The organism is Acidovorax sp. Root402 (assembly GCF_001425125.1).
Lineage (GTDB): Bacteria > Pseudomonadota > Gammaproteobacteria > Burkholderiales > Burkholderiaceae_C > Acidovorax > Acidovorax delafieldii.
On sequence record NZ_LMDQ01000014.1, the window covers coordinates 923970 to 947996 of the forward strand.

At 65.9% G+C, this 24027-nt stretch carries 29 protein-coding genes; 16 read left to right on the forward strand and 13 right to left on the reverse strand.

The genetic code is table 11. The features are described 5' to 3' along the window. Window positions 1-33: 33 nt before the first annotated feature. From ASC83_RS15350 to serB, 5 genes are all read left to right on the forward strand, one after another. A complete protein-coding gene (locus ASC83_RS15350; RefSeq protein WP_056064236.1) occupies window positions 34-696 on the forward strand; it encodes a hypothetical protein in 663 nt (220 codons plus the stop codon). A gap of 97 nt (window positions 697-793) precedes the next feature. Continuing rightward, on the forward strand, window positions 794-1048 hold the full coding sequence (locus ASC83_RS15355) for a ParD-like family protein (RefSeq protein ID WP_015014749.1): 255 nt from the start codon (window positions 794-796) through the stop codon (window positions 1046-1048). Beyond that, a complete protein-coding gene (gene map, locus ASC83_RS15360) occupies window positions 1045-1842 on the forward strand; it encodes a type I methionyl aminopeptidase (RefSeq protein ID WP_056064239.1) in 798 nt (265 codons plus the stop codon). Before ASC83_RS15355 ends, map begins: the two co-directional genes overlap by 4 nt. Before the next feature lie 98 nt (window positions 1843-1940). Further along, window positions 1941-2129, forward strand: a complete 189-nt coding sequence (locus ASC83_RS15365) for a DUF3149 domain-containing protein (RefSeq protein ID WP_056064241.1) — start codon at window positions 1941-1943, stop codon at window positions 2127-2129. 160 nt (window positions 2130-2289) lie between these two features. Further along, window positions 2290-3003: a phosphoserine phosphatase SerB gene (serB, locus tag ASC83_RS15370; RefSeq protein ID WP_056064244.1), complete on the forward strand. Its 714-nt coding sequence runs from the start codon at window positions 2290-2292 to the stop codon at window positions 3001-3003. Window positions 3004-3095: 92 nt separating this feature from the next. Here the strand turns inward: serB and ASC83_RS15375 are convergent, their stop codons facing one another. Then, entirely contained in the window at window positions 3096-3614 is a 519-nt protein-coding gene (locus ASC83_RS15375; protein ID WP_056065122.1) for an Rrf2 family transcriptional regulator, read from the reverse strand. A 90-nt stretch (window positions 3615-3704) separates the two neighbouring features. Here ASC83_RS15375 and ytfE point away from each other — a divergent pair, with 90 nt between their 5' ends. Continuing rightward, entirely contained in the window at window positions 3705-4454 is a 750-nt protein-coding gene (gene ytfE / locus ASC83_RS15380; protein ID WP_056064247.1) for an iron-sulfur cluster repair protein YtfE, read from the forward strand. A 17-nt stretch (window positions 4455-4471) separates the two neighbouring features. Then, window positions 4472-4966 carry a group III truncated hemoglobin gene (locus ASC83_RS15385; protein ID WP_056065125.1) on the forward strand — a complete coding sequence of 165 codons (495 nt, stop codon included), beginning with the start codon at window positions 4472-4474 and terminating at the stop codon, window positions 4964-4966. Between the two features lie 43 nt (window positions 4967-5009). On the opposite strand, the gene ASC83_RS24155 is transcribed toward ASC83_RS15385, so the two are convergent. Together ASC83_RS24155 and ASC83_RS15390 are read right to left on the reverse strand one after the other, a co-directional pair. Further along, a complete protein-coding gene (locus ASC83_RS24155; protein WP_165836502.1) occupies window positions 5010-5183 on the reverse strand; it encodes a LiaI-LiaF-like domain-containing protein in 174 nt (57 codons plus the stop codon). Between the two features lie 37 nt (window positions 5184-5220). Further along, window positions 5221-6114 carry a LysR family transcriptional regulator gene (locus tag ASC83_RS15390; RefSeq protein WP_056064250.1) on the reverse strand — a complete coding sequence of 298 codons (894 nt, stop codon included), beginning with the start codon at window positions 6112-6114 and terminating at the stop codon, window positions 5221-5223. 126 nt (window positions 6115-6240) lie between these two features. Between ASC83_RS15390 and ASC83_RS15395 the strand changes: the two genes are divergently transcribed. Continuing rightward, window positions 6241-6822, forward strand: a complete 582-nt coding sequence (locus ASC83_RS15395) for a GNAT family N-acetyltransferase (RefSeq protein ID WP_082522474.1) — start codon at window positions 6241-6243, stop codon at window positions 6820-6822. Next, on the forward strand, window positions 6797-7921 hold the full coding sequence (locus tag ASC83_RS15400; protein WP_056064256.1) for a branched-chain amino acid ABC transporter permease: 1125 nt from the start codon (window positions 6797-6799) through the stop codon (window positions 7919-7921). Before ASC83_RS15395 ends, ASC83_RS15400 begins: the two co-directional genes overlap by 26 nt. Here the strand turns inward: ASC83_RS15400 and ASC83_RS15405 are convergent. The 3 genes from ASC83_RS15405 to ASC83_RS15415 are packed head-to-tail and all read right to left on the reverse strand — an operon-like array spanning window position 7876 to window position 8931. Next, on the reverse strand, window positions 7876-8088 hold the full coding sequence (locus ASC83_RS15405) for a DUF3820 family protein (RefSeq protein ID WP_056064258.1): 213 nt from the start codon (window positions 8086-8088) through the stop codon (window positions 7876-7878). The genes ASC83_RS15400 and ASC83_RS15405 overlap by 46 nt on opposite strands. Window positions 8089-8101: 13 nt before the next feature. Beyond that, entirely contained in the window at window positions 8102-8464 is a 363-nt protein-coding gene (locus tag ASC83_RS15410; RefSeq protein ID WP_056064260.1) for a translation initiation factor Sui1, read from the reverse strand. Next, on the reverse strand, window positions 8461-8931 hold the full coding sequence (locus tag ASC83_RS15415; protein ID WP_056064262.1) for a DUF2721 domain-containing protein: 471 nt from the start codon (window positions 8929-8931) through the stop codon (window positions 8461-8463). The genes ASC83_RS15410 and ASC83_RS15415 overlap by 4 nt, the downstream gene beginning before the upstream one ends. A gap of 239 nt (window positions 8932-9170) precedes the next feature. On the opposite strand from ASC83_RS15415, the gene ASC83_RS15420 reads away from it, so the two are divergent. Next, window positions 9171-10448 carry a DEAD/DEAH box helicase gene (locus ASC83_RS15420; protein WP_056064265.1) on the forward strand — a complete coding sequence of 426 codons (1278 nt, stop codon included), beginning with the start codon at window positions 9171-9173 and terminating at the stop codon, window positions 10446-10448. A 59-nt stretch (window positions 10449-10507) separates the two neighbouring features. On the opposite strand, the gene ASC83_RS15425 is transcribed toward ASC83_RS15420, so the two are convergent. Further along, the gene (locus ASC83_RS15425) at window positions 10508-10855 is read right to left on the reverse strand and encodes a DUF6172 family protein (protein ID WP_056064268.1); all 348 of its coding nucleotides are present in this window, start codon (window positions 10853-10855) and stop codon (window positions 10508-10510) included. 89 nt (window positions 10856-10944) lie between these two features. On the opposite strand from ASC83_RS15425, the gene ASC83_RS15430 reads away from it, so the two are divergent. Next, window positions 10945-12207, forward strand: coding sequence for a sensor domain-containing diguanylate cyclase (locus tag ASC83_RS15430; protein WP_056064269.1), 1263 nt, complete (start codon window positions 10945-10947; stop codon window positions 12205-12207). Between the two features lie 60 nt (window positions 12208-12267). Here the strand turns inward: ASC83_RS15430 and ASC83_RS15435 are convergent, their stop codons facing one another. Both ASC83_RS15435 and ASC83_RS15440 read right to left on the reverse strand, forming a co-directional pair. Continuing rightward, on the reverse strand, window positions 12268-12528 hold the full coding sequence (locus ASC83_RS15435; RefSeq protein ID WP_056064272.1) for a hypothetical protein: 261 nt from the start codon (window positions 12526-12528) through the stop codon (window positions 12268-12270). A 28-nt stretch (window positions 12529-12556) separates the two neighbouring features. Then, window positions 12557-14218, reverse strand: coding sequence for a methyl-accepting chemotaxis protein (locus ASC83_RS15440; protein ID WP_056064275.1), 1662 nt, complete (start codon window positions 14216-14218; stop codon window positions 12557-12559). A 314-nt stretch (window positions 14219-14532) separates the two neighbouring features. On the opposite strand from ASC83_RS15440, the gene pstS reads away from it, so the two are divergent. The 3 genes from pstS (at window position 14533) to ASC83_RS15455 (ending at window position 17991) form a co-directional block, all read left to right on the forward strand. Next, window positions 14533-15600 carry a phosphate ABC transporter substrate-binding protein PstS gene (gene pstS, locus ASC83_RS15445; protein WP_056064278.1) on the forward strand — a complete coding sequence of 356 codons (1068 nt, stop codon included), beginning with the start codon at window positions 14533-14535 and terminating at the stop codon, window positions 15598-15600. Window positions 15601-15712: 112 nt separating this feature from the next. Beyond that, window positions 15713-17284, forward strand: a complete 1572-nt coding sequence (locus ASC83_RS15450) for a CYTH and CHAD domain-containing protein (RefSeq protein ID WP_056064281.1) — start codon at window positions 15713-15715, stop codon at window positions 17282-17284. 20 nt (window positions 17285-17304) lie between these two features. Further along, a complete protein-coding gene (locus tag ASC83_RS15455; protein ID WP_082522475.1) occupies window positions 17305-17991 on the forward strand; it encodes a 3'-5' exonuclease in 687 nt (228 codons plus the stop codon). A gap of 169 nt (window positions 17992-18160) precedes the next feature. Here ASC83_RS15455 and ASC83_RS15460 read toward each other — a convergent pair whose 3' ends face one another. Next, a complete protein-coding gene (locus tag ASC83_RS15460) occupies window positions 18161-20215 on the reverse strand; it encodes an NADPH-dependent 2,4-dienoyl-CoA reductase (protein ID WP_056064285.1) in 2055 nt (684 codons plus the stop codon). Between the two features lie 97 nt (window positions 20216-20312). Here ASC83_RS15460 and ASC83_RS15465 point away from each other — a divergent pair, with 97 nt between their 5' ends. After that, window positions 20313-20945, forward strand: coding sequence for a TetR/AcrR family transcriptional regulator (locus ASC83_RS15465; RefSeq protein ID WP_056064288.1), 633 nt, complete (start codon window positions 20313-20315; stop codon window positions 20943-20945). Window positions 20946-20954: 9 nt separating this feature from the next. On the opposite strand, the gene ASC83_RS15470 is transcribed toward ASC83_RS15465, so the two are convergent. Next, window positions 20955-21182, reverse strand: coding sequence for a SlyX family protein (locus ASC83_RS15470; protein WP_008906148.1), 228 nt, complete (start codon window positions 21180-21182; stop codon window positions 20955-20957). A gap of 7 nt (window positions 21183-21189) precedes the next feature. Further along, window positions 21190-22380 (reverse strand): PLP-dependent aminotransferase family protein, encoded by a 1191-nt coding sequence (locus ASC83_RS15475; protein WP_056064292.1) that lies wholly within the window; start codon window positions 22378-22380, stop codon window positions 21190-21192. A gap of 125 nt (window positions 22381-22505) precedes the next feature. On the opposite strand from ASC83_RS15475, the gene ASC83_RS15480 reads away from it, so the two are divergent. Then, entirely contained in the window at window positions 22506-22985 is a 480-nt protein-coding gene (locus ASC83_RS15480) for a GyrI-like domain-containing protein (RefSeq protein WP_056064295.1), read from the forward strand. A gap of 51 nt (window positions 22986-23036) precedes the next feature. On the opposite strand, the gene ASC83_RS15485 is transcribed toward ASC83_RS15480, so the two are convergent. Next, window positions 23037-24014, reverse strand: coding sequence for a tripartite tricarboxylate transporter substrate binding protein (locus ASC83_RS15485; protein WP_056064298.1), 978 nt, complete (start codon window positions 24012-24014; stop codon window positions 23037-23039). Window positions 24015-24027: the final 13 nt, after the last annotated feature.

Consider the following 24027-nt stretch of genomic DNA (forward strand, 5'->3'; position numbering starts at 1 on the left):
TGCGCTGATAGCTATCAAAAGAGAAGCAAAACAATGTGGCTGGAGTCTCTTGTCGCGCTGGTGGCCCTGACGACCGCCTTGGTCACGCGGCCCTGGCGCTTGCTGGCCAGCCGCACGCCGCTGGAGCACGAGTCCCATGGCGCGGCGTCCCCGCTGTGGACGCCATTGCTCGCCACGCTGGTGTTTCTGCCCTGGCTGTGGGCGCTGCCCACGCTGCACGCCATGCCGCTGCAATTGCAATGGTCGGGCGCGTGCCTCGTGGTGCTGATGCTGGGCTGGCCGCTGGCCATCCCCGTGCTGCTGGCGGTGGGCACCATTGCGGGCCTGCTCTCACCCGCCCTGGACTGGGCCGATGCGCTGGGCGCCGCCATCTGGCTGGGCGTGGTGCCCGCCACGCTGGCCCTGGCGCTGGGCGCGCTGGTGCGGCGCTTTGTCGGTACGCAGCCATTTGTGTACGTGCTGGGCCGCGCGTTTCTGGGCACCGTGGCCTGCGTGTTTGCTGCTGGTGTGCTGTCGCAATGGACCGGGCACCTGTTGCCCGGTGTGGGCAACGAACTGTCTCTGGTGGCCCGCTGGCTCATGGCCTGGGGCGACGGGTTTGTGACGGGCATGCTCACCGCGATTTTTGTGGCCTTCAAGCCCGAGTGGCTGGCCACGTGGTCCGACCAGCTCTATCTGAAGCGCCCTCCGCAGTAGCGCTGCCGGGCATCAGCGCAGTGTTGCCAACGCGCACCACAGGGACTGCAGACACGCAGCGATACGAAACGTATATGTTTCGCATACAATTCGCTGCATGGGTATTGTCAAAATTTCAGACCAAATGCACGAGAACCTGCGCGTTGCCAGCAACGCCCTGTCTCGCTCCATCAACGCACAGGCAGAACACTGGATGCGCATCGGCATGCTGGCCGAGCTGCATCCCAACCTCGACCACAGCGACATCTGCCAGCTGCTGATCCGCGCCGAACAGGCCGGGGGCTTTGATCTGGACACGGTGGCGGCCTCCGTGGCCGCCAAGCCGGGCCACAGCGGGCGGCGTGTTCAATGAAGTCGTCCCGCGTCACCCTGCGCTCCCCCGCCGAAATCGCCCAGGCGCGTGAGGCCGGCCGCCTGGCCGCCCGCGTGCTGCACATGATCACGCCGCACGTGCAGCCCGGCGTCAGCACCGAGGCACTGGACCGGCTCTGCCACGACTACATCGTGAACGAACTGCAGGTCACCCCCGCCAACGTGGGCTATCTGGGGTATCCCAAAACGGTGTGCACCTCGGTCAACCATGTGATCTGCCACGGCATTCCCTCGCCCGGGCAGGTGCTCAAGGCGGGCGACATCATCAACATCGATGTGGCCATCATCAAGGATGGCTGGTTTGGCGACACCAGCCGCATGTACTTTGTGGGTGAGCCCAGCCCGCTGGCGCGCCGCCTGGTGGACACCACCTACGAGGCCATGTGCGCCGGCATTGCCCAGGTACGCCCCGGCGCCACGCTGGGCGATGTGGGCCATGCCATACAGACCGTGGCCCACCGCGAGCGGTTCAGCGTGGTGCGCGAATACTGCGGCCATGGCATCGGGCAGATCTACCACGACGAGCCCCAGGTGCTGCACTACGGGCAGCGCGGCCAGGGCCTGCGGCTGGAGGAAGGCATGGTCTTCACCATCGAGCCCATGATCAACGCCGGCAAGCGCGATACGCAGGAGCTGGCCGACGGCTGGACCGTGGTCACCCGCGACCGCTCCCTGTCCGCCCAGTGGGAACACATGGTGGCCGTGACGGCCGACGGGTTCGAGGTGCTCACGCCCTGGCCCGAAGGCACTGGCCGCTATCCCGCCATGGTTTGACCTGCATCTTGCCCGCACGCCGCAGTCTTTGACACAGCACAAGCAGCCGCCGCAGGGACCATCCGATAGTGGTGAACACCACCACAAGGAGGGTCTCCATGAAGCTGCTGAACGATCTGTTTTCTACCGACTACGGCCTGATGAGCATCATCGGCATCGGGTTCATGATCTGCATGGCCGCATTTTTTGTGCGCATGTTCCTGGTCAAGATGAACGAGCCGCCCCAGCCCAACCCGGCCACCAAGGCCCTCAAAGGCGGCGGCCAGAACCTGCCGCATCCCCGCTGAGGCACATGATCTGACAAGAGCCCCAGCGCGGGGCGCAGCCTCTGCCGCCCAGTCTCCGGGGTAGCGCCTGGAGCGAGCGTGGCGGGCACGACGGGAACAAAAGCCTGCCAGGGATACCATTGCGGGTTCTTACCCCGCATTTGTTCCCCCTTTTTCTGCCATGACCCACGCAACCGAATTCGCCCCTGGCCTCGTCATCCAGGGCATCGAGCCTCCGCTGTCCCTGTCCGCCTACAAGCTCATCGCTTTTGACATGGACTCCACCCTCATCAACATCGAGTGCGTGGACGAAATCGCCGATGCCGCCGGCCGCAAGGCCGAGGTGGCCGCCATCACCGAGGCAGCCATGCAGGGCGTGATCACCGACTACAAGGAGAGCCTGCGCCAGCGTGTGGCCCTGCTCAAGGGCGTGACGGTGCAGCACATGGAGCAGGTGTTCACCGAGCGTCTGCGCTTCAACCCCGGTGCCAAGGAGCTGATCACCGCCGCCAAGGCTGCGGGCCTCACCACGCTGCTGGTCTCGGGCGGCTTCACCTTCTTTGCCGACCGCGTGAAGGCGGGCCTGGGCATCGACTTTGCGCGCTCCAACATGCTGGAAATGCACGACGGCCAACTGACGGGCCGCATGGTAGACCAGGCCTGGGGCGACATCTGCGACGGCGCAGAAAAGCGCCGCACGCTGCTGGAAGTGGCCTCGCTCATGGGCATTTCGCCGCAGCAGGCGATTGCCGTGGGCGACGGCGCCAACGACCTGCCGATGATGGGTGCCGCCGGCCTGTCGGTGGCCTACCACGCCAAGCCCGCCGTGCGTGCACAGGCCAAGGTGGCCATCAACCAGGGCGGGCTCGACCGCTTGCTGGAAGTGCTGCGCTGAGCGGCGTGGCGCCTCAGTACGTACAGGGTGCCACTGGATACTATTAATTTGATAGCTATCCAGGCATGTAGCACTAGCGCATCACGCCGTTTTTATTCAAACCCAGGTGCATCGGGCAATCCGGGCACCAACGAGGCCCTGCGGCGGGCACTGCCGGCGCGCGGGGCGGCCACCGTGGCCAGCAGCGCCACACCCTGGGGTGACGTGGGCGCCACCAGGTCCGCCAGCGTCACGCCATCCAGCACCTCCAGATAGGCCTGCATGGCCTGGCCCAGCACCCCTTTGAGCCGGCAGTGGCTGCTCAGGCGGCACTGGTTGGAGGCGGGGTCAAAACATTCCACCAGGTTGAAGTCCGTCTCGGTGGCACGCACCACCGCGCCAATGTGGATGGACGACGCCGGCATCATCAGCCGCATGCCACCGCCCCGCCCGCGCGTGGTCTCCAGCAGGCCCTGCGCCGACAGCTGCTGAACGATCTTCATCAGGTGGCTGCGCGAGATGCCATAGCCCTCGGCCACCTCCGTGATGGTGACGGGCTGCGCCCGCCCCTCGGTGGCGGCGCAATACATCAGCACGCGCAGCGTGTAGTCGGTCCATTGGGTCAGTCGCATGGGTTTGCCGCAGATCAATCAAAAAGATGCATACATCCTGAATTTTATCCGCTAAAATATTCACACGGTATGAATCTTTAAAGGACCACCATGAACGCCCGCATCGACACCCTGCACGCCACAGCCCCCACCACCCCACTGCCGCTGAGCGCCGAGCAGCAGATCGGCCAGATTGCCGTGCAGTTGCCGGGCGCCACGGCGGTGTTTCGGCGCCTCAAGCTGGACTTCTGCTGCGGCGGCCAAGTGAGCCTGGCCAAGGCGGCTGCCGACAAGGGGCTGGACGCCGACGCCGTGCTGGCCGAGCTGGCGGCCCTGCAGCGCAGCGACGCCGTGCCCGAGGCAGCGTCGCCCAGCGCGCTCATCGACCACATCCTGGCGCGCTACCACGAGGTGCACCGCCAGCAGCTGCCCGAGCTGATCCGCATGGCCCGCCGCGTGGAGGCCGTGCACCGCGACCACCCGCAGGTGCCGGTCGGCCTGGCCGACCACCTGGAGGCCATGCACGAGGAGCTGCTGTCGCACATGCTCAAGGAAGAGCAGGTGCTGTTCCCCATGCTCAAGAACGGCGGCAACCCGTTTGTGGGCCAGCCCATCGGCATGATGCGCGCCGAACATGTGGACCATGGCGAGGCGCTGGACAAGCTCAACGCGCTGACGAATGACGCCACGCCTCCCCAAGGTGCATGCAACACCTGGCGCGCGCTCTACGCGGGCATTGCCCAGCTGGGCGACGACCTCATCAACCACATCCACCTGGAAAACAACGTGCTGTTTCCGCGGTTCGAAGCCAGCGCTGCACCCGCGCAAGCTTGTGCCACGTCAGCCTGCGGCTGCCAGTGAGCCAGCACACTGCCGCCATGACCGAAGAAGCCCACCCTACACAGACCGCCGGCAAGCTCGCCCCCAGCGCGGAGAGCATCACGCAACTGGTGCACGGCTTTTACGGGGATGTGCGGCGCGACCCGCTGCTGGGCCCGGTGTTTGAAAAGGCCCTGCACGGCCAGTGGGACGCCCACCTGCAGCGCCTGGTGGACTTCTGGAGCACCGTCGCGCTAGGCGCCCGCAGCTTCAAAGGCGATGTCTTCGGCAAACACATGGCGCTGGAGGGCGTCACACCCGCCCACTTTGCGGCCTGGGTGGCGCTGTGGCAAAAGCACACCAGTCGCTTGTTTGCGCCGGAGGTGGCGCACGACCTGCAGGTGGCGGCCCATGGCATTGCACGCAACCTGTTCCGGGGCTACTTTGCGAACGACCCCGGTTTTGTGCAGCCCCGCGACGAGGGCCATGGGCGCCATGGGCGCGATGAGCACGGCGCCCGCCAACAGGGCAGCGGAGAAACCCAGCGAGGTTGAAGACTGCCGACTGGCAACGCGGTCGCCAGCGCCCGCTTCTGGCTTATTTGCCCTTGTTACCCGGCGTGAAGAACAGCGCCAGACCCACTGCTATCAGCGCCACAGGCCACCACACCCGCAGCAGCTCGCGAAGGCTGATGCTGATCAGTCCCAGGTTGGTCAGCAGAAAAAACACGCCCAGCACGACCAGAACGATCGCAGCGATATTGCCCTTCATGTGCATTCCCTCGGTGTGGTTGTTGGTATGGCCGCGATTATGGCGGGCGGGACAACTGCGCGCCCAGGTAATCCACCCACACGCGCACCTTGGGCGACAGATGGCGGCTGGAAGGCCACAGTGCCCGGAACTGGCGGGCCGGGCCCAGGTGCGGCTCCAGCACGCTCACCAGTCGCCCCTCAGCCAGGGCATCGCGCACCAGAAAGTCGGGCATACAGGCAATACCGATCCCCCGCAGGGTGGCACCCAGAACGGCTTCGATGTTGTTGCAGGCCAGCACCGTGCGAAGGCGTGGCTCGTCGCTGCCCAGGTCCTCGCGCCACGGCCAGTCGAGCAGCTTGCCGGAATCCGGGTGACGAAAGCGCACGCAGGCATGCCGCTCCAGGTCGCGCAGTGCAGCGGGCGTGCCGTGGCGCTCCAGGTAGCTGGGCGCAGCGCACAGCAGCAGCCGAAAGGTCTGCAAGGGCCGCGACACCAGGCGTGAATCGCGCAGGTCGCCACTGCGAATCGCCACGTCGATGCCTTCGTCGATCAGGTCGATCGCTCGGTCGCTGAACGTGATGTCCAGCTCCACCTCGGGGTAGCGCGCCAGAAACTCCGGCACCAGGGGGATCAGGAAGTGGTAGCCCACGATGGGCGCACTCACCCGCAGCTTTCCCCGTGGTGTCTCCCGCGAGAGCGACAGCATGGCCTGCGCGTCGTCCAGGTCGTCCAGCACGCGCCGGCAGCGCTCATGGAACAGGCGCCCCTCTGCCGTCAGCTGGATGCGCCGGGTGCTGCGCTGCAATAGGCGCACGCCCACCTCCTGCTCCAGCCGCGCCACGCCCTTGCCCACCGCAGACGCCGATATCTCCAGCGCCCGTCCGGCGGCCACAAAGCTGCCCAGCTCCGCTGTTTTCACAAAGGCCAACATGCCACTGAGCTTGTCCATCTGCGTTGTTTACTCCGGTTGAGCACGGAAAATTCAATCTTTTTATTCCGCAATAAAAGGAATGAAAGCCACTTTTTGGCCGATTCGATCCAGTCTAACCTTCTTGCATTTCCACACATTCACGCCATGCCGAACCCGTCATTCCTTAGCGCCGACTCCACCAGCACCTGCGAAACCCGAAAGTCGCTGATGGGTTTGCAGGCTGAATATCTGCGCTGGGTACATGGCGAAACAGCCCGGTGCTTTCCAGCCCTCTCCCCGCGTGCCGGCTTGCCGCTGCCACCGGAGGACCTGCCCGGATTGAAGGTCTCACAGACCGGAAACCAGCCAAACAGCGCGTACTACCTGATCGCCGTGAATGGCGAAGCCGCAGGCATGTGTGGCCTGCGGCCCTTGGGCGCAGGCACCGTCGAAGTCAAGCGCCTGTACGTCCGCCCCGCCTACCGGGGCCTGCATCTCGGTTCGTCGGCACTGCGCAAGCTGTACGCAGATGCCTTTCAGGCGGGCTACACCCGCATTTGCCTGGACACCGCCCTTTTCATGCAGGCAGCACACCGCCTGTACGAAGCCCACGGCTACGCCGACTGCGCGGCCTACGAAGGCACCGAGGTGCCGCTGGCACTGCACAGCCACTGGCGCTTCATGCAGCGTCCCATCCACCGCCCCAGCCACGGCATCACCCATGAGCACGATCTTCGAACGGCGTAGCACGCAAGCAGGCCTGGTCCTCGCAGTGCTCCTGCTGCCCCTGGTACTGCAAACCTTCGGTCACCACTGGGTGCGCGTTGCTGACGTCAGCCTGCTGTACGTCATGCTGGCACTGGGCCTGAACGTGGTGGTGGGTTATGCAGGCCTGCTGGACCTGGGGTATGTGGCCTTCTACGCACTGGGTGCCTACCTGTTTGCCCTGCTGACCTCACCCCACCTGACCGACCACTTTGCGTGGATCGCTGCGCTGTTCCCGCAGGGGTTGCACGCCCCCTGGTGGGTGACCATCCCGCTGGGCGCGGCATGCGCGGCCCTGCTCGGCATGCTGCTGGGAGCCCCCACCCTCAAGCTGCGGGGGGACTACCTGGCGGTGGTCACCCTGGGCTTTGGCGAAATCGTGCGCCTGCTGGTCATCAACATGAGCCACCCCGTCAACATCACGCAGGGCGCCCAAGGTCTGGGCTTGATCGACCCGGTGCACATCCTGGGGGTGGACCTGGGCCGACCCCTGGTGGTGGCGGGCCATGAGGTGGCGTCGGTCACGCTGTACTACTACCTGTTTCTGGCGCTGGTGACGCTCACCATCGTTGTCTGTCTGCGCCTGCAACACTCCCGCATCGGCCGCGCATGGATGGCTATCCGCGACGATGAAACCGCAGCCCGGTCCATGGGCATCAACACCCGCAACCTCAAACTGCTGGCCTTCGGCGTGGGCGCCAGCTTTGGCGGAGTGACTGGCGCCATGTTTGCGGCTTTTCAGGGCTTCGTTTCCCCCGAGGCCTTCAGCCTGCAGGAGTCTGTGCTCATCGTTGCCATGGTGGTGTTTGGCGGCATGGGGCATATCCCCGGGGTGGTCCTGGGAGCCGTGCTGCTCGCAGCGCTGCCAGAGGTACTGCGCTATGTGGTTGGCCCCCTGCAGGCAGCAACGCACGGGCTACTGGATGCGGGCGTGATGCGCCCGCTGCTGATTGCCTTGGCCATGATCGTCACCATGTTGTGGCGCTCCAGCGGCCTGTGGCCAGCGCCCGATGTGGCGCAGGCACTGGGGAAGAATCACCGCCCCCGCAAGGGCCGCAGCAGGTCCGACAGCCCGTTGTGATCAATCTCGTGCATCAGCGCCAGCAACTGGCCCAACTCGCCCTTGGGAAACCCCTCGCGCGCAAACCAGTTGAGGTAGTTGCCCGGCAGGTCCGCCAGCAGCGTGCCTTTGTGCTTGCCGTACGGCATCTCGGTGGTGACCAGGCGTTGCAGTTTGTCTGCGTCCATTGCCCTGGGCTCCTCAACCGCCTGCGCGCTTGACCTTGTGGCCCAGCTTCTGCAGCGCGGCCATCACGCGTTCCACGTGGTCGCCCTGCACCTCGATCACGCCGTCCTTCACCGTGCCGCCGCTGCCACAGGCGGCCTTGAGTTGCTTGCCCAGCTGCTCCAGCGCAGTCTCGTCCACCAGCACACCCTTGACCAAGGTGACCGCCTTGCCGCCGCGCCCTTTGGTCTCGCGCGATACGCGCACGATGCCGTCGCCCGTGGGCAGGGGCTTGTTCTGTTTGCAGGTGCATTGCGCCACCGGCTGGCGGCAGGTGGGGCACATGCGGCCCGACTCGGTGGAATACACCAGGCCACCCAGGTCGGCAAAAGACTTCATGGCTTCTTCCCCTCCACCTCTTGCTGCAGCATGTGAAAGTCGAGCAGGCGCGTGGCCAGCAGCGTCTCGGTCAGAAAACACACCAGCGCCAGCAAAAAGCACGCAACACCCGCCAGAAACCCGCCCACCGCAAGGCGGCTGGACTGAAAGTCGGTGGTTTCGCCCAGGAACAGCAGGATGATGGTCGTGCCAATGAGGAAGGCACAAAACGTCAGCAGCGCAATACAACCGTTGGCCAGCCGTCCACGCAAACGCAAGTCCGCCAGCTCCTTGTAGGCACGGGCCAGAAATTCGGGTTCGGCATTGACGCGCGCGCGGTCTTCCACCACACGCGCCCGGTCAATGATCCGGGCCAGGCGACCGGCCACCGCGCCGATCATGCCGGACACCGCAGTGAGCAAAAACACGGGCGCCACCGCCAGCTGGATGCCGTGGGTGATGGCGGAGGTATCTAGGGGCAAAGCCATGGGGTTCGGGTCCGGGAAATCTGTCAACGAAAAACGGGGCGGCCCGATTATCGGTTGCCCAACGCAGGGGCCGAGCACTCGCATTCCCTGCAATCTTGCAGGTGCAAGGCGCGCATTGCTGGCCTGTGAGAAGGCACCGGGCAAGAGGGCATCGGGCAAACGCGGCGACAATGCGGGCCATTACTGCTTTGTCCGCGCTGCCTTGCGTGCCTTCTTCAACGCATTCCCAGCGCCTTTCCATGCCTTTTGCCTCCCTCGGTCTGTCCCCCGCCCTTGTCCATGCCGCCGCCCAGGCGGGCTTTGTGGCGCCCACGCCCATTCAGGCGGGCGCCATTCCGGCCATCCTGCAGGGGGTAGATCTGCTGGGTGCCGCACAGACGGGCTCGGGCAAGACGGCGGCATTTGCCCTGCCCTTGCTGCAGCAGCTGCAGCTCAGCGCCACTGGCGGCCCGCGCCGGGTGCGCGCCCTGGTGCTGGTGCCCACCCGTGAACTGGCAGCGCAGGTGGGAGAAGTGCTGCGCAGCCTGGCGCAGCACCTGCAGCAACCGCTCAAGATCGCCATCGTGTTCGGCGGCGTGTCGATCAATCCGCAGATGTTGGGCCTGCGCGGCGGCGCCGACATTGTGGTGGCCACGCCGGGCCGCCTGCTGGACCTGGTGGACCACAACGCGCTGCGCCTGTCGGCCGTGGCACACCTCGTGCTGGACGAAGCAGACCGGCTGCTGGACTTGGGCTTTGCCGAGGAACTGCAGCGCGTGCTGGCGCTGTTGCCAGCCCGGCGGCAGAACCTGTTTTTCTCGGCCACATTCCCAGCCGCAGTGCAGGCGCTGGCCGATGGCCTGCTGAAGCAGCCGGTGCGCGTCGAGGTGCCCCACACGCCGGGTAACGAGCCCGCCATCGAACAACGCGCCATTGCGGTGGACGCCAGCCGCCGCACCCAGTTGCTGCGCCACCTGGTCAAGGAGCACAACTGGTCGCGCGTGCTGGTGTTTGTGGCCACGCAATACGCGGCCGAGCATGTGGCCGAGAAGCTGTACAAGGCGGGCATTTTTGCATCGCCCTTCCACGGCGGCCTGAGCCAGAGCGCGCGCAACCAGGTGCTGCAGGAGTTCAAGGACGAGCGCTGGCAGGTGGTCGTGACCACCGACCTCGCAGCACGCGGCATCGACATTGCGCAGTTGCCTGCCGTGGTGAACTACGACCTGCCCCGATCGGCCGTGGACTATGTACACCGCATCGGCCGCACCGGCCGGGCGGGCGAGAGCGGCATGGCCGTGAGCTTTGTGACCGCCGATACCGAGGCGCATTTCCGGCTGATCGAAAAACGCCAGCACCTCACCATCCCACGCGAGCAGATTGCGGGCTTTGAACCCACCGAGGCTCCCGCGCCCACACCATCCACCGACCCCGGGGGCACCGGCGGCATCAAGGGCAAACGCCCCAGCAAAAAGGACAAGCTGCGCGCAGCAGCGGCGCAGGCAGCCGATGCCCCCGCTGCCCACAAAAAAGGCCCCTGAAAGGGGCCTGCAGTGCTTCACTGAGGGTGAGCGGGGTGGCATCCACCCAGCGCCAGGGCTTACGCGCCTTCTTCGTCGTCCGCGTCCAGGCCATCTGGCCCGCTGTGTGAAGCCTCACCAGCCGGACGGGGTGTGCGCTTGCCGGGCTTGGCCAGAATTTCCACATAGAACTGGGCGCCGCCCTCGGCGGCCACGCCGTTGATCAGCCCGGTCAAGGCGGCCAGGTGCGCCACGGCGGCGTCTTCCTTGGTGCGGCCAAACTGGCAGTCAAAGTCCCAGAAATCGGCGCCTTCGGGCAGGTCGCGGCGCCGTTCGCGCTTGATGTACTTGCGGATTTCGTGCTTGACGGCATCCAGAACGCGATCGCGGTTCTTGCCTTCAACGTGGAGTTGGAAAGTTTTTCTCATGGGCGATAGTACCGCCTGCGACAGGTGCCGTTTCACACCTGCGCATCGAGGTGCCACAATGGTGCATTACTTTTGGTTACCACCAGCCCATGAACCACGACCTGCGCCTGCTGCACCTGTTGCCAGCGGCTGTGCTTGTCACACAACAGGGCGCCATCCGCTTTGCCAACGCCGCCAGCATGGAGTTGCTGGAGGCGCCCAGTATCGACAGCCTGATCGGGCGGCTGTCTGGCGACTTTGTGCACCCCCTGGACCAGGTGCGCTCCACCAACCGCATCCAGCAAGTGGCCGTGCCCGAGCAGGCCGGGCGGCCCAACAAATCCTCTGAGTTCCGTATCCGCACCGAGCGCGGCAACTTGCGCATGGTGCTGATCAGCAGTGTGGCCATGGAATGGGACGGTGCCCCCGCCGTGCTCATGTGCGGCATGGACATGACACACCAGAGCGAGATCGAGGCCCAGCTGCGCGAGAGCGAGCAGAACTTCCGGCGCCTGTTCGAGAACATGCAGGACGTGTACTACCGCACCGATGCGCAGGGCATCGTGCAGCATGTGGGCCCAGGCGTGCGCCGGGTGCTGGGCTACGAGCCCCACGAAATCGAAGGCCGCACGGCCGAGTCGTACTACCCCCAAAGCAAAGACCGCGACGCGTTCAAGGCCGCGATCATGGAACACGGCGAGGTGTCGGACTTTCCGGGCCAGATGGTGCGGCGCGATGGCACGGTGATCGACATCTCCATCAGCAGCCACGCGCTGTACGACCATGCAGGCAATTTTGCGGGGGTCGAAGGCATCTACCGCGACGTCACGCAACGCAAGAACCTGGAGCGCGAGCTGCAGCGCCTGGCCACCACCGACATGCTGACGGGCATTGCCAACCGCCGCGCGTTTCTTGAATGCGCCGAGTCGGCCTATGCCCATTCACGCAGCAACGGCGAGCCGCTGACCTTGCTGATGCTGGACCTGGACCACTTCAAGGCCATCAACGACCGTTTTGGCCACCTGGAAGGCGACCGGGCGCTGATGGCATTTGCGCAGGCCATCAAGGGCCAGTTGCGTGCCAGCGATGCCGTGGGCCGACTGGGCGGTGAAGAGTTTGGCGTGCTGTTGCCCCTGACCACACTGGCCGAGGGCCTGGAGGTGGCCACGCGCATGCTGCACAGCATCCGCGCCTTGGAACTGACGGACGATGCAGGCCACAGCTACCGCGTCACCACCAGCCTGGGTGTGGGTACCTTCCGCCAGAGCGATCGCAGCCTGCGCGACATGCTCGACCGTGCCGACCAGGCGCTGTACCTGGCCAAGCACCGGGGGCGCAACCAGGTGGCTTCGCTCGAGACGCTGGACGAGTGATCATTTCATTCGCCCTGATCGGTGAGAGATCAGGGCCATGCAGCATGCCAAGGCACCTGTTCAAAGGCGCATGCGTTCCTGCTGCAGGTTCCACAGGCAGGCGGCGATGCGCAGCAGCATCTCCATCACCTGCTCCGAGCCGCTGCAGGACAGCTCCAGATCATCAATGAGCATCGCCAGCTGGGAGATGGCGTCTTCGGGGGCGGCAGCGCCACCACTGCGCGCCACTTCGGCAATCGCGATCAATACGTCGGTGCGGTTCATGGCGCAGGACTTGGCGTGGTGGGTGGCAATGCCTCGGTCATTGGCGGCATAGGCCATGCGATGCAGAGACCACGCCGCCGCCGGGCTAGCGGGCCGAGATGGCCAGTTGCGCGCGACTGCCGGCCCCGCCCTCCAGAGCCACGGCAGGAGGCAACCCTGCCGTTTCCAGCAAGGGCGCGCCTGCAGCAGGCAGGGGCATATCCGGCGTCAGGCGGAACTGGTGAATCACCTCCAGCAGGCGCCTTACCTGATTCTTCATGCCGGTCGAGGCGGACGAACTGTCATCCACCAACGCAGCGTTCTGCTGCGTGGCCGCGTCCAGCTGGCGCACGGCCTCTCCGATCTGGGCAATGCCCCGGGCCTGCTCCTGCCCGGCATCCTTGATGGCGGTGATGAGCGACACCACCTGGTTCACATGGTGCACGGTGTTGGCCACACGCTCGCCCGCCTGCCCCACCAGGGTGGACCCGCGCTCCACACCCTGCACGCTGGCCGAGATCAGGCCGCGAATCTCCCGGGCCGCCATGCTGCTGCGCTGCGACAGGCCCCGCACCTCGCCAGCCACCACCGCAAAGCCCCGGCCCTGTTCACCCGCACGCGCGGCCTCCACCGCCGCATTCAGCGCCAGCAGGTTGGTCTGGAAGGCGATGTCGTCGATCACCTTGATGATGTCCGTGATCTTTTGCGACTGGGTCTTGATCTCCTGCATGGTGGCGATCACGTCGCGCATCACGCTGCCGCCTTCGTTGGCCACGCTGCTCGCCTCTTGCGCCAGGGCGGTGGCACGCTGGGCGTTGTCGGTGTTGTGCTGCACCGTGATGGTCAGCTGCTCCATCGACGCGGCCGTCTCCTGCAGATTGGATGCCTGCACCTCGGTGCGGCGTGCCAGGTCTTCGGTGCCGCCCGCCATCACCACGGCCTCGTGGGCGACCGTCTCGGTGCTGGCGCGCACCTCGGTGATCACGCGCACCAGCTGGTGGTTCATCTCACGCAGGGCCCCCAGCAGCTCGGCGGTCTCGTCGTTGCCACGCACATCGATCTGCGCCGTCAGGTCGCCCCCCGCCACAGTGCGTGCCAGCACCACGGCCTGACGCAGCGGCCGCGAGATCGAACGGGTGATGACCCAGGCCATCGCAGCACCTGCCAGCAATGCCAGGGCGGTGGCGGCCAGCATCCACCAGTGGATGGTGTCGCTCATGGCGCGCGCCCCTGCAAACTCTGCCGCAGCCACGTTGATCTGCAGCGCCACCAGGCGCTCGATGGCGTCCTGCACCTTGAGCGCATTGGGGCGGATCTGGGTGATGTACAGCTCCGAGCCGTCGTCGTACTTGCCGGCCACCAGCGCGGCCGACGCCGGGATCAGGCCCTTGTCCAGATAGGTGGCATTGGCATCGGCAAAGGCCTGCGCCAGGGCCTGTTCCTCCGCCCCCAGCGGTTTGGCGGCGTAGTCCTTCCACAGGGCCTGGATGCGCTCGACATTGGCGGTCAGGGCCGCATGGCTGGCTTCCAGGTTGCTGGTGCCGGGGTCCATCAACATGTCCATGACCAGGACGCGGTTGCGCTGCGTCAGGTGGCTGATCTCGGCCAGCACCCCCATCGGCACGGTGCGATCGCCGTACAGGGCTGCGCTGCGCTCGGTCAACCGCTTGGCCCCGCTGATGCCACCGGCCGCCAGGGCCGATATCAGCAACAGCAGCACGGCAAAGGCCAGGGCCAGGCGGGTACCAATTTTCAATTTTTGAAGCATCTGAATCTTTCGTGAAGGTCCACCGGGGCGTCGCCGCCTTGTGGGAGCGAACGCGTGTTGCTGCGGGGGGTAAGCCAACCACCCGCCGTGCACCAAGCCCCCGATGGGATGCGAAAGATACTAATTGTTTCAAATGACAGATTAGTGACTCAGCAAGAAACCTTAGCCGTTCAGGCCAATGCTTCAAATCGCTGTCATTTTGCTAGGATCGGCACCGAAATCTGCCTGTCTGCTCAATGAACACGCGTGAATTTCACTGCACCTGAAATCGTGCATGGCATATCGTTATTCATAAAAACCATTACATAAAACACATGAAATATATTTACCTTCTTTTGCTGGCGACCGTGGCCCTTGTGCAGGCGGGCCTGGCCAGCGCACAGACCGTGACGGGCGCTGGATCGTCGGCGGCAGCGCCCATCTACCGCAGCTGGGCCAAGGCCTATGCCAAGGCCACTGGCAGCGCGGTGGACTACGACCCGGTGGGTTCCAGCGCGGGCATGAAAAAAATCCAGCAGCAGGCCGTCGGTTTTGGCGCGACGGACGTGTACCCCGCAGAGAAGGACTTGCTGGAGCACGGCCTGCTGGCGCTGCCCGTGGCCATCACCGGCATCAGCCCCATCGTCAACCTGCCCAAGGTACAAAACACCCAGCTGCGCCTGACGGGTGAGGCTCTCAGCCGCATCTTCATGGGCGAGATTACCCGCTGGAACGCGGCAGAGATCGCCGCACTGAACCCCGATGTCTCCCTGCCCGACCTGCCGATCAAGGTGGTGGTGCGGGCCGATGGGTCGGGCACCACCTACAACTTTGCAGACTACCTGGGCAAGGTGAGCCCACAATGGAAATCATCGTACGGCGCCAAAACCAGCATCGCCTGGCCTGTGGGTGTGCTGGCCTTCAAGGGCAGCGACGGGGTGGCCAAGGGCGTGCGCGACACGGTGGGCGCCATCGGGTATGTGGACCACGGCTATGTGGCGGAATACGGCCTGACCACTGTGCAGATGAAAAATGCCGACGGCAGTTATGTCAAACCCTCCATCGACGCCTTCAAGGCGGCACTGGCCAACAGCGATTGGTCCGCCACCGGAGTTTTCCACAGCACCTTGACGCAGCGGCCCGGTAAATCGGCCTGGCCCATCACCATGGGCACGTTTGTGGTGTTCCCCAAGGTCACGCAGAACCCCGACCAGACAGCCCAGGCGATTCGGTTCATCCTCTGGTCGTTCCTCAATGGCGACACCCTGGTGCAAGAAAATAATTTTGTCCGCCTGCCAGACCGGGTTCAGGCGTCTGCATTCAAAATCATCACCTCCATCCGAGATAATCAAGGAAAACCGCTGGGCATGAGCTTGATATCCTCCTTCAATCGCCCTTCATAATCAATCCACCCTCTCTTGAATCATTGATTTTATATTATTAACGGATAACCGCCGTGCGCCCTTCGTCCGGCGCAGCCCTGCGATAGGGATACCACGGGATAATGCCGCCACCATGGAAATCGAATTCAAGTTCTGCATCCCGCCCGACCGTCTGGCTGCCGTGCAAGCGGCAGTACGCCGGGGCCGGTGTGTCGCCATCCGCATGGAGGCCCGCTACTTCGACACGCCCGACGGCACACTGGCGTCACGCGGCATAGCGTTTCGCCTGCGGCGCGAGGGCGACCAGTGGGTGCAAACCGTCAAGGCGCTGGGCGATGGCCCGCTGGACCGGCAGGAGCACAACGTCGCAGGCGGCCCCGCCATAGAAGGCATCGCGCCCGAGCCCCTGCCCCAGTTGCACAGTGGCACCGTGGCAGGCGCCCGGCTGCAGCAGGCCCTGCAAGCCGCTGGTGGCCCCCTCGTCGAAACCTATGGCACCGAGATGGACCGGCTGACACGCGATATCACCCGCCAGGGAACGGTGGTCGAGCTGGCGCTGGACACCGGCCGGGTGGTGGCCCACCGGGGCACGCCCCAGCAGGCCGAGGCCCCCATTTGCGAGCTGGAGCTGGAACTCAAGGCCGGCCCGGTGACGGGCCTGGCAGCGCTCGCCGCGCAGTGGGCCACGCGGCACGGGCTGTATCTGAGCACCGTGTCCAAGGCCGAACGGGGCGAGCGCCTGCTGGCAGCAGCTGGCAGTCCGTCTGGCATTCCCATTCCATCTGACGGCCCTTCAGGCGGCGCTTCGCCCCGCAAGACCCGACCCCGGTCCCCCCTGTACCAGCAACTGCCCGCCGGGCAGGCCCTGCAGCGCGCCGTGGTGGCGCAGTGCCTGCAGCAGATCCTGGGCCCCTCCAGCGACATTGCCGAAGGTGCGAGTGATGAGGAGCAGCTGCACCAGCTGCGCATCGGCATGCGCCGCTTGCGCACCGCCCTGCGCGAGCTGGCGCCGCTGGCCCCAGGCAACTTTGACCCCGCCTGGGAGCCGCCCCTGGTCCATGTGTTCCAGCAGCTCGGCCACCTGCGGGACCGCAGCCAGGTGATGCAACGCATCGGTGCCGAACTGCGCGATGCCGGAGCGCCGCCCCTGTCCACCCACCCGAACGACGCCACCGGCTTGGAGGCCCAGGCTGCACAACACATCGTGCGCGATACGGCCTTTCAGGAAGCGCTGGTGTATCTGATGGCCTTTACCACCCCAGGGCTGGACGCCACGGGCGACGCCGCAGCAGGCCTGGACGCCCGTGCCACGCGCCACCTGCTGCAGCAGCGCCTGCGCGCACTGCATGCCCAGGTGCAAAAAGGCGCACGGGGTTTTGCCACGCGCACGCCCCAGGCACAGCACCGGCTGCGCAAACGCCTCAAACGCCTGCGCTACCTCACAGAGTTCGTGGCGCCCGCGCTGGATGCACACAGCGCCCGGTTTCTGGACAGCCTGCAGCCAGCGCTGTCAGCATTGGGCCGCCTCAATGACGAGCGTGTGGCGGCAGCGCTGTACCGCGAGCTTGCAGAGTCCGGCGACCTGAAGGCCTGGTTTGGCGCAGGCTGGCTGGCGGGGCGGCAGGCCCAGTCGGTGGCGGCTTGTGAGCAAGCCCTGGGGCAGATGGAGGAAGCCCCCCGCTTGCGCAAAACCGGCAAACGCTGAAGGGACACCCACACGGCACAATGGCCCGCATGACGGCCTCTCCTCCTTCGCGGCGCCAGCCGCCCTCCGCGCCCCGCCACCCCTCCGCGCCCCGCCACCCCTCTGCGCGCACCACCCAGCGCCCCATGCCAGACAAAGACCAGATCGCGCTGCTGGAACCCTTTGAACGCCTGGGCCTGGACCGCATTGCGCTGGTCGCCACGCCTGCACAGGCCGACCAGGCTTGCCAGGCGCTGGCCAGCGCCAGTGCCTGGGGTTTTGACACCGAATCCAAACCCACCTTTGTGCGCGATGAGCCGTCGGACGGGCCGCACATCGTGCAACTGGCTACGCTGGAGCGGGCCTGGGTGTTCCAGCTGCACGACCCCGGCTGCCGAGCGCGCGTGGCCGAGCTACTGGCCCTGCAGGGGGTGACCAAGGCGGGCTTTGGGCTGGGTGACGACACCAAGCGCATCCAGCACAAGCTGGGCGTGCAACCAGCCGATGTGCTTGAGCTGAACACCGTGTTCCGCCAACGCGGCTACCGCAAGGACATGGGCGTGAAAGGGGCTGTGGCGGTGCTGTTCAACCGGCGCTTCATCAAGTCCAAAAAAGCCGCCACCTCCAACTGGGCCAACGCCCGGCTGAGCGAGGCCCAGCTGGTCTACGCGGCCAACGACGCGTGGGCAGCGCTGCGGGTGTTCAACGCCCTGAATCTGTCCGCCTGAGGGATAAGGACGGCACAGCCGCCGTGACCCATCACGGCAGTCGCCATCCTGTATTCACTATCAAAAATATAGCTACCCAAGCATATTCCACTAGCGCTACCAGCCAAAAAGACCTCAACAACACGCCTGACAGGCCCTGTGAGCCCCTGCAGGCGATGTACGCGCCGACCTACAGCCGGGCCGCCAGCCGCGCCGCCTGGTCGATGGCGCGCTTGGCGTCCAGCTCGCCGGCCTCCAGCGCACCACCGATGAGGTGGGGCTTGCGGCCCTGGGCCTCCAGGTCCTGCGCCAGGCTGCGCAACGGCACCTGGCCCGCGCACAGGACCACGGTGTCGCACGGGATCCAGGTCGGGTCTTCGCGCTTTTCGCCGTACGAGACCAGCAGCCCTTCGTCGGCAATGCGCTCGTAGTTCACGCCACCCACCATCTCCACCGCTTTCATCTTCAGCACCGTGCGGTGGATCCAGCCCGTGGTCTTGCCCAGGCCGCCGCCCAGCTTGCCCTTCTTGCGCTGCAGCAGCGTCACCTGCCGAGCAGGGGGCGTCACGCGCGGGCCGCTGGCGGCCAGGCCACCGCGCGCCTCGGCCGGGTCGGTGATGCCCCATTCGGCCTTCCACGCGGCCAAATCGAGCGTGGTGGAGGGGTGCTCACCATGCGTGAGGAACTCGGCCACATCAAAGCCAATGCCGCCCGCACCGATGATGGCCACACGCTCGCCCACCGGCTTGCCGTGGCGCAGCACGTCGATGTAGCTCAGCACCTTGGGGTGGTCCTGGCCGGGGATCTTCGGGTCACGCGGCTCCACACCGGTAGCGACGATGACCTCGTCAAAGCCCGCCAGGTCGGCGGCCAACACGCGCTCGTTCAGGTGCAGTTGCACGCCTGTGTCCTCCACGCGTGTGGCCAGGTAGCGCAGCATTTCGTGGAACTCTTCCTTGCCCGGAATCACCTTGGCCATGTTGAGCTGGCCGCCGATGACCGGCGCAGCGTCAAACAGGTGCACCTCGTGCCCTCGCTCGGCGGCCACGGTGGCGGCCGTCAGTCCTGCAGGCCCCGCGCCCACCACCGCGATGCGCTTGCGCGACGACACGGGGCGGTACACGAGCTCCGTCTCATGGCAAGCGCGCGGGTTGACCAGGCAGCTGCTGGTCTTGTTCTGGAACACATGGTCCAGGCAGGCCTGATTGCAGGCGATGCAGGTGTTGATGCGGTCGGCCCGGCCCTGCGCAGCCTTCTTCACAAACGCCGCATCGGCCAGCAGTGGCCGCGCCATGGACACCATGTCGGCACAGCCATCGGCCAGCACCTGCTCGGCCACCTCGGGCGTGTTGATGCGGTTGGACGTGACCAGCGGCGTGGTGATGCCTGCCGCCGCAAACTCGGCCTTCATCTTTTGCGTGACCCAGGCAAACGCTGCGCGCGGCACGCTGGTGGCAATGGTGGGCACCCGCGCCTCGTGCCAGCCAATGCCGGTGTTGACGATGTTCGCCCCGCCTGTGGCCACGGCCTTGCCCAGGGTGACGATCTCGTCCCACGCGCTGCCGCCGGGCACCAGGTCGATCATCGACAGGCGGTAGATGATGATGAAGTCCGGCCCTACGGCCTCGCGCATGCGGGCCAGAATCTCCACCGGCAGCCGCATGCGGTGGCTGTAGTCGCCGCCCCAGGCATCGCGCCGCAGGTTGGTGGCTTGCGACAGGAACTGGTTGATGAAATAGCCCTCCGAGCCCATCACCTCCACGCCGTCGTAGCCCGCCTCGCGCGCCTTCACTGCACAGCGCACGAAGGCACGGATCTGGCGCTCCACCCCGCTCGCCGACAGCGCGAACGGCGTGAACGGCGAAATCGGCGACTGCAGCCGCGACGGTGCCACGGCCAGCGGGTGGTAGGCATAGCGGCCCGTGTGCAGGATCTGCAGGGCGATCTTGCCGCCCGCCTCGTGCACGGCCTCGGTCACCACGCGGTGGCGCTTGGCCGCGCCCGAGGTCGCCAGCGTGCCCGCAAACGGTTTGGCCCAGCCCGCGATGTTGGGCGCAAAGCCACCCGTCACGATCAGGCCCACATCCCCCTCGGCACGCTCGCGGAAGTACGCCGCCATGCGAGACAGGTCACGCCCGTCCTCCAGCCCGGTGTGCATGGAGCCCATGAGCACACGGTTCTTGAGGGTGGTGAAGCCCAGATCGAGCGGGGCAAGCAGGTGCGGGTACAAGGCAGTGCCGGGCATGGAGGCAGCGGCAGCAGGGGCGGCAATGGGAGAGGAATGCATGGAAGGATCGTGGACTAGAAATATTTTCTAGAACTTTATTCTAGAATCGCATTCCATGGCAAGCCGCAATTCCCCGCCCCCCACCTCATCCCCTGCCGAAGCAACCACCGACCGCCGCCAGGACATCCTGAACGCCGCCCTGGCCTGCGCGGCCGAAGGCGGCGTGGATGCAGTCACCATCGACGGCGTGCGGGCGCGCTGCGGGGCCAGCGTGGGCAGCATCTATCACCACTTTGGCAACCGCGACGGCATCGTGGCAGCGCTGTTCTTCGAGATCTTTCACGACCAGTCGCGCAGCGTGCAGGCGCACCTCGATGCCGCCCAGGGCGTGGAGGCGGGCGTGTTGGCCCTGGTCATGGGCTACCTGGATTGGGTGGTGGCGCAGCCCGAGCGGGCGCGGTTCATGTTCCAGGAGCGCAGCGCAGTGGCAGCGGGCCCGCGCACGCCCGACCTGGCCGAGGCCGCACGGCGCCGCAACCAGGCGCTGGTGGCCTGGTTCGAGCCGCACCGCCGGTCGGGCGCGCTGCGCGACCTGCCGTGCGAGCTGATGCCATCGCTGGTGATGGGGCCGGTGCAGAGCTATTGCAGGGCCTGGCTGTCGGGCAATGTGGCCCAGGGCGGCCTGCCGTCGCCCACCACCTACCGCACAGAACTGGCGGACGCAGCCTGGCGGTCCGTGAAAGCCTAGATCTCTAGATCAGTAATGCGGCGGCAGCTCGTCGCGCAGGTTCCGCGGGCCGTTCGAGCCGCCTTCGGGCGCCTGCTGGCGCAGCTGGATGACCTCGTGCGTCAACCGATCGATCAGTTGCTGCTGCTGGTAGATGGTCATGTTCAGCTGGTCCAGCAGGTCTTCGGTAAAGCTGGCCTTGATCTCCAGGCTTTCGAGGCGCTGGAGAACGTTGGCGAGATCGTTGGTGTCGGACATGGAGGCGTCAGATCGCCTGGCCCAGGCGCGCGACGCCTTCGCGGATCTTGTCCACATCGGCCGTGGCAAACGACAGGCGGAAGGTGGCGTGGTCGGGGTTGGCGCAGAAGAACGGCGTGCCGGGCACAAAGGCCACGCCCTTTTCGATGGCGCGCTTGGCCAGCACGTTGCCATCGGCCACCTTGCCGCCTGCACCCGTGAGGCGCGCCCACACGAACAGGCCGCCCTGGGGCTGCACAAATTCGATGGCGTCGCCCAGTTCCTTGCGCAGCGCATCGCCCATGGCCTGGGCGCGCTCGGCGTACACCTTGCGCACATGGGCCAGCGTGCCAGGCATGCGGCCGGCCTTGAGGTACTGCGCGGCCGTGGCCTGCGCAAAGGTGCTGGTGTGTGCATCGCTGAACTGCTTGCACATGGTGGCCTTGCCCAGCAACTCGGCCGGGGCAATCATCCAGCCCACGCGCAGGCCGGGCGACAGCACCTTGCTCAAGCTGCCGCAGTGCACCAGCAGATCGCGGCTGCCGGGCACGGTGGCCGACAGGTTCAGCAGGCTGGGCGGTGGCGCATCGCCAAAGTACAGGTCGCCGTAGGGGTCGTCCTCGACGATCAGGGTGTTGTGCTTCACCGCCATCTCCAGCACGGCCTTGCGGCGCTCCAGGCTCAGCATGGCGCCGCTGGGGTTGCCGAAGGTGGGGATCAGGTAGACGAATTTCGGCTTGTGCTCGGCGATCAGCTTTTCCAGCTCGTCGGTCTTCACGCCGTTGCCATCGATGGGCGCGCTGATGAGTTCGGCGCCGTACAGGCGAAAGCACTGGATGGTGGCGAGGAAGGTCGGGCCTTCCACAATCACCTTGTCGCCGGGGCTGATGAGGGTTTTGCCCAGCAGATCCAGCGCCTGCTGGCTGCCGGTGGTGACGATGAGGTTGTCGGCCGCGACATCCTTGGCGCCCTTGCTGGTCATGAAGGCGGCCAGTTGCTCGCGCAGCGGGTTGTAGCCCTCGGTGGCGCCATATTGCAATGCGGCGCCGGGCTCTTCGGCCAGGGCGGCGTTGCTGGCTGCGCGGATGCCTTCCACGTCAAACATCGCGCTGTCCGGAAAGCCACCCGCAAAGCTGATGATGCCGGGCTTGCCCAGCAGCTTGAAAAGCTCGCGAATGGCGGAGGTTTCTACGTTGTTCAGGCGGTCGGCAAATTGCATGGCGTGGACAGAAGTGGTTGGCAACAAACTCTGCATTGTCGCCAATTGCGACGCAGGATTCATGCGGTGTCTTTCCAAGAGGCTCTAAACTGGGTTTTCCGTCCACCGCCACTGCCCTGCCCGCCATGACCCTGACCCTCCGCACCCTGCCCCGCATGCGCCTTGCCACCATGCGCCACACCGGCGCCTACGGCCACCCGGGCCTGACCGAGTTGTGGGAGCGTTTTGGCAGCTGGTGTGCCGCCCATCGGCTGAATGATCCGCGCCCCAAGTTCTATGGCTTCAGCCACGACGACCCGGGCTGCACGCCGCCCGAGCAGTGCCGCTATGACGCAGCGGTGCAGATTGGCGTGGGCCTGCGCACCGGGCCCGATGTGCAGGTGATGGACTACGAAGGCGGCGACTACGCATGCATGCACTTTGTGGGCACGGGGCCCGAGATTGCCGCCGCCTGGGCGCAGATGGGCACGCCGGGCCAGATCCCCGATGGCTGGGAATGGGAGCCCCGCGCTGCGCTGGAGATCTACGACGAGGACTTTGCGGTGGACCCGGCCACGGGGCGCTTTCCGTGCTGGCTGTGTATTCCGGTCAAGCGGACGCGCTGAATCCCATCGGGTTGCGCTGACGGGCCGGGTAGCCCTTTTCAGCGCCGACCGTCAATCCACCCGGATATCCGCCCGTGCCGCCACGGCACGCATCAGTGGCAGCTCGCGCTCAATGCGTGCGCGCAGCGCGTCCCCATTGCCACCCAGCGGCGTCAGGCCGATGTCCACCATCTTCTTCTTGAACTCCGCCGAGGCCATGGTCTCGGCCAGGGCCTTTTCCAGTTTCTTCTGCACGGGTGCGGGCAGCCCTGCGGGCCCCAAAAAAGCAAACCAGGAACCCATGTCAAAGCCGGCGTAGCCGCTTTCGGCCACCGTGGGCACGTTGGGCAGCAGGGCCAGGCGCTGCGGGCTGAGCGCCGCAATCGCCTTGATCTTGCCGGACTTGATGAGCGGCGTGGACGCCACCACCGTGTCCACCGCCAGTTGCACCTGCCCGCCCATCAGCGCCGTCAGGCTGGGCGAGCTGCCGTTGAAAGGCACATGCATCATCGGAAACCCTGCAGTGGTCTTGAGCATCTCGGCGCCAAAGTGCACCGACGAGCCCGTGCCATAGGAGCCGTACGAGAACTTGTCCGGCGCGGCCTTGGCCTGGGCCACGATGTCCTTGAGCGACTGCCCCGGGGTGTCGTTGTGGGCCACCAGCAGCAGCCCCATGTCGGCCACCAGGGCCAGGGGCGTGAAGCTCTTGATGGGGTCGTACGGCAGGTTGGTGCGGATGGCCGGGTTCATGGTGAGCGTGGTGTTGGACCCGAGCAGCAGCGTGTACCCGTCAGCGGGCGCCTTGGCCACCATGGACGCCGCCACCACGGTGCCCGCGCCGGGCCGGTTCTCGACCACCATGGGCTGCCCCAGACGCTCTCCCAGGGCCGTGGCCAGCAAACGTCCCAGGATGTCGGTGGCTCCGCCTGGGGCAAAAGGCACGACCAGCTTGATGGGCCGGTCGGGGTAAGTCTGTGCCTGCGCCAGGCCGGGCGCGCCCAGCACCAGGGCGCTGAGCAGAAGACTCGATACGAAGCGGGAACGCAGCATGGTGAAGCTCTCC